Annotated in this window: 6 protein-coding genes; 4 read left to right on the forward strand and 2 right to left on the reverse strand. The window is 33.4% G+C overall.

What is annotated here, in order from left to right:
• Positions 1-257: 257 nt before the first annotated feature.
• Complete coding sequence (locus tag K8V80_RS10110; RefSeq protein WP_276777634.1) at positions 258-1,187, reverse strand: DMT family transporter; 930 nt, start codon at positions 1,185-1,187, stop codon at positions 258-260.
• Positions 1,188-1,603: 416 nt separating this feature from the next.
• Here K8V80_RS10110 and K8V80_RS10115 point away from each other — a divergent pair, with 416 nt between their 5' ends.
• Genes K8V80_RS10115 through K8V80_RS10130 form a run of 4 tightly spaced genes read left to right on the forward strand, consistent with a single transcriptional unit; the run spans position 1,604 to position 3,979 of the window.
• Positions 1,604-2,545 (forward strand): CsgG/HfaB family protein, encoded by a 942-nt coding sequence (locus tag K8V80_RS10115; protein ID WP_006745423.1) that lies wholly within the window; start codon positions 1,604-1,606, stop codon positions 2,543-2,545.
• Positions 2,542-2,883, forward strand: a complete 342-nt coding sequence (locus tag K8V80_RS10120; protein WP_276777636.1) for a hypothetical protein — start codon at positions 2,542-2,544, stop codon at positions 2,881-2,883. Before K8V80_RS10115 ends, K8V80_RS10120 begins: the two co-directional genes overlap by 4 nt.
• On the forward strand, positions 2,880-3,233 hold the full coding sequence (locus tag K8V80_RS10125) for a DUF4810 domain-containing protein (RefSeq protein WP_276777638.1): 354 nt from the start codon (positions 2,880-2,882) through the stop codon (positions 3,231-3,233). Before K8V80_RS10120 ends, K8V80_RS10125 begins: the two co-directional genes overlap by 4 nt.
• Complete coding sequence (locus K8V80_RS10130; protein ID WP_276777641.1) at positions 3,230-3,979, forward strand: GNA1162 family protein; 750 nt, start codon at positions 3,230-3,232, stop codon at positions 3,977-3,979. Before K8V80_RS10125 ends, K8V80_RS10130 begins: the two co-directional genes overlap by 4 nt.
• A gap of 211 nt (positions 3,980-4,190) precedes the next feature.
• Here the strand turns inward: K8V80_RS10130 and K8V80_RS10135 are convergent, their stop codons facing one another.
• Entirely contained in the window at positions 4,191-5,555 is a 1,365-nt protein-coding gene (locus K8V80_RS10135) for a DUF4026 domain-containing protein (protein WP_276777644.1), read from the reverse strand.
• Between the last annotated feature and the right edge of the window lie 317 nt (positions 5,556-5,872).

The following is a 5,872-nucleotide window of genomic DNA, read 5'->3' on the forward strand; positions in this document are numbered from 1 at the left end:
ACGGGACTCGAACCCGTGACCTCCTGCGTGACAGGCAGGCATTCTAACCAGCTGAACTAACACACCTTGTTTTCTTTCGAATGCGTTGCAAAAGTAGTGATTAATTTGATATTTGCAACATTTCTAGAGAACTATTTTTGATGTATTTTTGAGACTTATAGATCGAATGATCTTATCTGCTTCAAAATAAGAGGATTATTTTTCTATTCATCTTTTCGATTACTCTTCCTAAATGAAGAAGTATACCGACAGGATCTTTATTTTAGCTTTAAATTAGTACTTCCTTTATGAACAATTTCTTGAATAAATTTAAAGCTAATAGATTTTCCAGCTATAATAAGAATAACCGATACGAGTATAATAAAAATTCCTAGTACGAGGTTTATAGTGAGCTGTTCACCAAATATGCTAACCCCAATTATAACGGCAGTAAGTGGTTCTAAAGCTCCCATAATAGCGGTGGGAGTAGAGCCTATGCTGTTAACTGCTAAGGTCATTGTTATTAGAGAGATTACTGTGGGTACTATTGCTAGCATCCATACATATCCCCAAGATGAAGATGTGGTCAGCCATTGGATGGGTTCTCCTCCGCCAAATAGGGAATAGGTTACGGTAGTTAGCACACAGAAAACCAGAACGTAAAAAGTGAGTTTGAAAACAGACATTTTTATGGCTGATTGATTGATTATCACAATGTAAATAGCATAAGTCAATGAAGATATTAACACCAATATGACTCCTGTTAAATTTAGAGTTTCTCCATCACCTCCATTTGATAAAAGGGAAATACCAGTTAAAGCTAGTGCTATGGATAAAATTGTAGTGGCAGATATCTTTTCTTTAAAGAACACAGCCATTAGTACAGCTACCATAATAGGGTAAACAAATAACAAAGTAGATGCTATACCGGCATCCATATAGTGAAAACTAGTAAATAGGGTGAGTGAGGATGAGGCAAATAGTAATCCAAGTAGAGATACTATTTTAAGCTCTAATTTATTAATCTTCAGAGATTCTTTCTTGACGAAAAGGATCATTAAGATAACTAATGCAGCTAGTGCATATCTGTAAAATAACACGGAATTTACGTGAATACCTTCCTGATAAAGCGATAACGCTCCTAGTGGATTGGTTCCATAGCTTATAGCAGCTATGATGCCATAAATAGTCCCTTTAGTTTTTGACATTTTACTATTCAATAGGGCTTGTGTAAGCCTTTGATTTACTTTTATTTATGATATTAAAACAAACGCAGTAAATCGTTATCAATAAGCAAATAATTATAATGCCGCAAAGGTGGTAATATTTTCAATAACTTGTATCAAATTACTGATAAAAATTTATCTTTCTACCTCTTTGGGTTAAAATTAGGTGCTAAGTATTGAGGGTGTAAACGAATAGGGTTATGTTCTAACAGATTTGGAAATTTTTGTGATGTTTTTTCTGAGGAGTATTATCAGAAGGTAAAAGGTGGTTACTTAGGTATTTCATTGATGTACAAGTGGTATTAAACTATTTTTATTGAAAAAATAGCGAAGATATCAATTAATTAATATCTTGCGTATAGATAAATTCAATTGTTTCAATAAATGTGTAGCTTACTATGAAAAACAAACTACTTTTTGCTATTTTAATTATACTCAGTAGCTTTTCCCTTAAAGCTCAGAATAATAGAGTCAATATTGTAGAGAAAGATGAACGTATTGTTCAAGACTCAAGTGAAATGAATCTGAAGAAAAAAGTAGCTATAGGGAGGTTCTCCAATGAAACTCAATATGGAAAAGGAATCTTTTATAATAAAGACCATGATCCTATGGCAAAACAAGCCCAAGATTTAATCGTATCTAAACTAGCTTCTTCTGATAAGTTTTTATTGTTGGAAAGAAGTGATTTGTCTGCTTTAGACCAAGAAGTAAATTTGTCGGGAAGAGACTTAGTTCAAAGGGTTGGTGCGGATTATCTGATTATCGGTTCTATCACAGAGTTTGGAAGGAAGACAACAGGCAAGTCCAAAATGTTTAGTAAAGCAAAAACTCAAACAGTTGAGGCTACAGTGAGTATTCGTATTGTCGATGTGTATTCAGGTATGATCATATTCTCAGATGAAAGTTCTGGAACATCAGAAGTAACTACTAAAACGGTTATAGGTTTAGGTGGTAGAGCAGGGTATGATGCGACATTGAGCGATAAAGCAATATCTGCTGCTATTGATAAGATGGTAGAAAATATCATTATTAAATGTACTAATGATCCATGGAAATCTTACTTTTTGAGTGTAGATGAAAACGAGATATTTATTGCTGGCGGAGCTTCTCAAGGGCTCGAACCTGGTATCTCTCTTTTGGTAAAGAAGAGAGGTAAACAAGTAAAAAATCCACAAACAGGTTTGCTCGTTGAGCTTCCAGGTAAAATTATAGGTAAAGTCGTTATTGAAACAACTATAGGTGATACTCCAGAGTCAGAAATTTCAATGGTGTCTTATTCAGGAGAAGAACTTGATGTTAACAATTTAGGTGAATATATAATAGAGGAGGATGTAGCATGAAAAAATTTATGGCTTATCTGTCGGCATTGGCACTAGTTATTATTGGTTTTACTAGTTGTAAGACAGGAACTTACTCTCGAACTATTCCATCTGATGATGTGGCATATGTTCAAGTTATTAGTTCAGGACAAATGGCAAAAAAATCAGTAGAAGTTGTTATTGATGATACTATAAGTTTTGAGGCAAAAGTAGATAAACTAAAAAAATCTAGTACACGTCCTCGCACATATACCATAACACCAGGTAGACGTAATATTAAAGTCTATTATCAAGGGCAATTGATACACCAACAAGACGTATTTGTTTCTCATCAGACTACTAAAGTAATAACTTTATGATGAAGAAAGCTTTATTTTTTGTTCTAGTAGTTCTTGCTCTGTCTGCTTGTTCTACATCTAAACCTTTATATAGTTGGTATGGCTATGAAAGTGCATCCTACAAGTATTTTAGAGATCAAAGTCCAAAATCTTTAGAGAAGCTAAAAGGAGAATACGAACATATACTTCAACAACAGCGAAGTGTTAGGGGTGTTCCTCCTCCTGGAATTTATGCAGAAAGAGGATTTATTGCTATAAAAGAAGGTTATACCCAGATGGGGAAAGAATATCTTAAACTGGAAGTGGAAAGGTATCCTGAATCGGAAGTGTTTATCGGTAGAATTATAAAACAATTGGAGGATGAGGAATGAGAAAACTCGTATTATTTTTTTGCTTACTTCTCTCTGCAAGTAGTTATTCGTTTTCTTCTGCCCAAGAAGATTCATTAAGTAAATGGCGTGAAGAAGACCCATTATCTATTCTTATAATGCCTCCTATAAATGAAACTAATAATGTTCCTGCTAAAGAATATCTATACTCTTCATTGGCTCTCCCGTTAATTAATAGGGGATACTATGTTTTTTCTCCTATTATGTCGATGGAGTTATTGCAAGAAGAAGGTGCTTATAATAGTGAAATATTTCTAGATGGAGATATTTCCAAGTTTAGAGATGTCTTTGGAGCAGATGTCCTTCTATTTACCATAATTCATACGTGGGGAAAAGTTCTATATACTATAAGTACAGATATAGAATATCGCTTTGTTTCTGCTAAAACAGGTGATGTACTCCTATCTCATACTGCAAGTGTTTCAGTAGATCTTTCTCCTGATGAATATAAGGATGATGATAACCCATGGGTGTGGCTTGGAGGATTAATTGCTTCTTCTGTATCAGCTGCTTCTACTCCTATTGTTACTGTAGCAAGAGAAGCTAATTCAGAAATTCTTAAAAAAATTCCTTATGGCAGATATAATCCTAATTATACACCAAAAGTACAAGGAGAAGAAATAGATAACGAAACAGCAGAAGATGCTGCTATAAAGACTATTGAAAAAACTCCTAAACAAGCTACTGAAGAAGTGGCAAGTGAGGTTTCTGAAGAAATAGATGATTAAAATCTAGTGCTTAGGTTATGATACTTACTCTTTTAAAGAGATATAGAGAAAGAGAGTTCAGCTAAATTGAGCTCTCTTTTTATTTGACGATTTTTTTAGTTGATCACGGAGTTTTATATTTTCGAATCTTCTCTTTGAGGGTTGTATTTATTGAAACTCATATTCATTTTTAATTTATGCATATGAGCCCGAATCTCAAAACAGTTTTTGATTAAGGATATAATAAATAGATATTATCAGGAGAAAACTCTGTTTGATCAGGATTTATAATGGTCCAGTCAACTAAATTTTCTGCTATAGAAGAAGTAATCGTATCTCCTTGCTTAATTGATTTTGTCCAAAAAGGTTTATTTAGCAGGGTAGCTTGTATTTCATCTTCATCCATTGATTTTACTTCAAACCAAAGTTGGTCTTTCATTTCTTGAGGATTTGAATTTCTATTTTGTATTTGTAATTTCACAAGGAATTTCCATTTTTTTGTATCCTCATTACTTTGGGAGGCCATTCTTGGTTTCTCAAATATGGGGCGATTATACTCTTGATATGCTCTAGAAAAATAGTCATATCGCTCTCTGGCAAGGGCTCTCAGTCTCATGTTCTCCTTTGGATGTATAGTATATTGTGGAGTGTTTTTTACAGCACTAATATAAATTTCTGGAGAAGTGAATATGCCCTCTTCTACCGCAAAAACCACTCCCGAGGGATCTTTATACTTGTTGTATCCATATTTTAAATCTTGCCGATAGTTAAAACCTCCAAAGGCATCTGCCGAATATTTTTTTAATGCTTTTTCCCATCTTATCCAGCAGAGGTTAATCTCTAAGCCATCATATCCTACTTTTATCACACTGTTTTCTTGGTAGCTGCTTTGAACCATTAAACTAGATGTAACATGTAGTAATCTGCTCATTTCTTTGGATCCAGAGTAGATATTAACCATTTCTAACTCTGGTGATCCACACCGATAGAGTCCATTTGTGCGTAGCCAGTATCTTGTTTTCCCTTTTTTATCTACATTGTTTAAAACTTGAATCAAATACAAGTTTCTAGGAGAAGGTGGAGTGTTGGTACTACAAGCCATATCTAGCCATTTACTAGAAAATAATCGATTGGATGAAAAGTCCATAACTAGATAGGATTGAGGTACAATAGCATGCATCATTTTGAGTTGTAGTAAAAAAGAGTCTAAAGGCTCGCTACTAAACAACTGTCTACAATATAAAAAGTAAGGATTATTAAATGCCTTGATAAGATATAGGTTATCCATATGACTGCTTGTCATTTTTTCTAACCCAATACTGCTTGTTTTACCGATAGAAAAATAGGCTTCTGTAATTATGCCCTTATATTCTACCTTTGCTACCCATTCCATATTAAGTATGGCTGGTGATTCTCCTAGGTTTATCTCTTTGACAATAAGGTTGTGTAATCTGAAATCGGGATGATTTTTTAGAGCAGGAAAAATTGTATCTTGTATGAATTGGATATTTGATTCTTTAGGAATTACTCCCATAAAAGAATGAGCCCTTAAACCATTGTCAGAACTTAGGCCTTTGTATATTTCTTCGTTTGTCATAAGTTATTTATTGTTTAAGGATGTGATTTATAAACTCTGGTTGCTATTAAAGGTAACATATTATTGTTGTATTTTCATATGAATTGCCTCCAAAATTGAACATCGCTTAATTCAGATGTATATCATAGTTTCAGATTGTAACTCAATTGATAATATGTATAAATTTTTTATTAAATGCTAAAAATCAATGCGTTAAACAAAAATTATAGCTTCTGTTATATACTATTAAATGACATACTGCATATTTGGCGCATAAATAATAAACCTATACTTTTGCATCATAATTAAAAAACGGGGCATTATAAGTAAAATGACAC

Origin of the sequence: Bacteroides coprosuis, assembly GCF_020741705.1 — a bacterium.
GTDB classification, from domain to species: domain Bacteria; phylum Bacteroidota; class Bacteroidia; order Bacteroidales; family Bacteroidaceae; genus Bacteroides_E; species Bacteroides_E coprosuis.

Bases quoted from the DNA above. Each gene is read 5' to 3' on its own strand.
- K8V80_RS10125 (WP_276777638.1), top strand. From the start codon at position 2,880: ATGATGAAGAAAGCTTTATTTTTTGTTCTAGTAGTTCTTGCTCTGTCT.
- K8V80_RS10120 (WP_276777636.1), top strand. From the start codon at position 2,542: ATGAAAAAATTTATGGCTTATCTGTCGGCATTGGCACTAGTTATTATT.
- K8V80_RS10135 (WP_276777644.1), bottom strand. From the start codon at position 5,555: ATGACAAACGAAGAAATATACAAAGGCCTAAGTTCTGACAATGGTTTA.
- K8V80_RS10110 (WP_276777634.1), bottom strand. From the start codon at position 1,187: ATGTCAAAAACTAAAGGGACTATTTATGGCATCATAGCTGCTATAAGC.
- K8V80_RS10130 (WP_276777641.1), top strand. From the start codon at position 3,230: ATGAGAAAACTCGTATTATTTTTTTGCTTACTTCTCTCTGCAAGTAGT.
- K8V80_RS10115 (WP_006745423.1), top strand. From the start codon at position 1,604: ATGAAAAACAAACTACTTTTTGCTATTTTAATTATACTCAGTAGCTTT.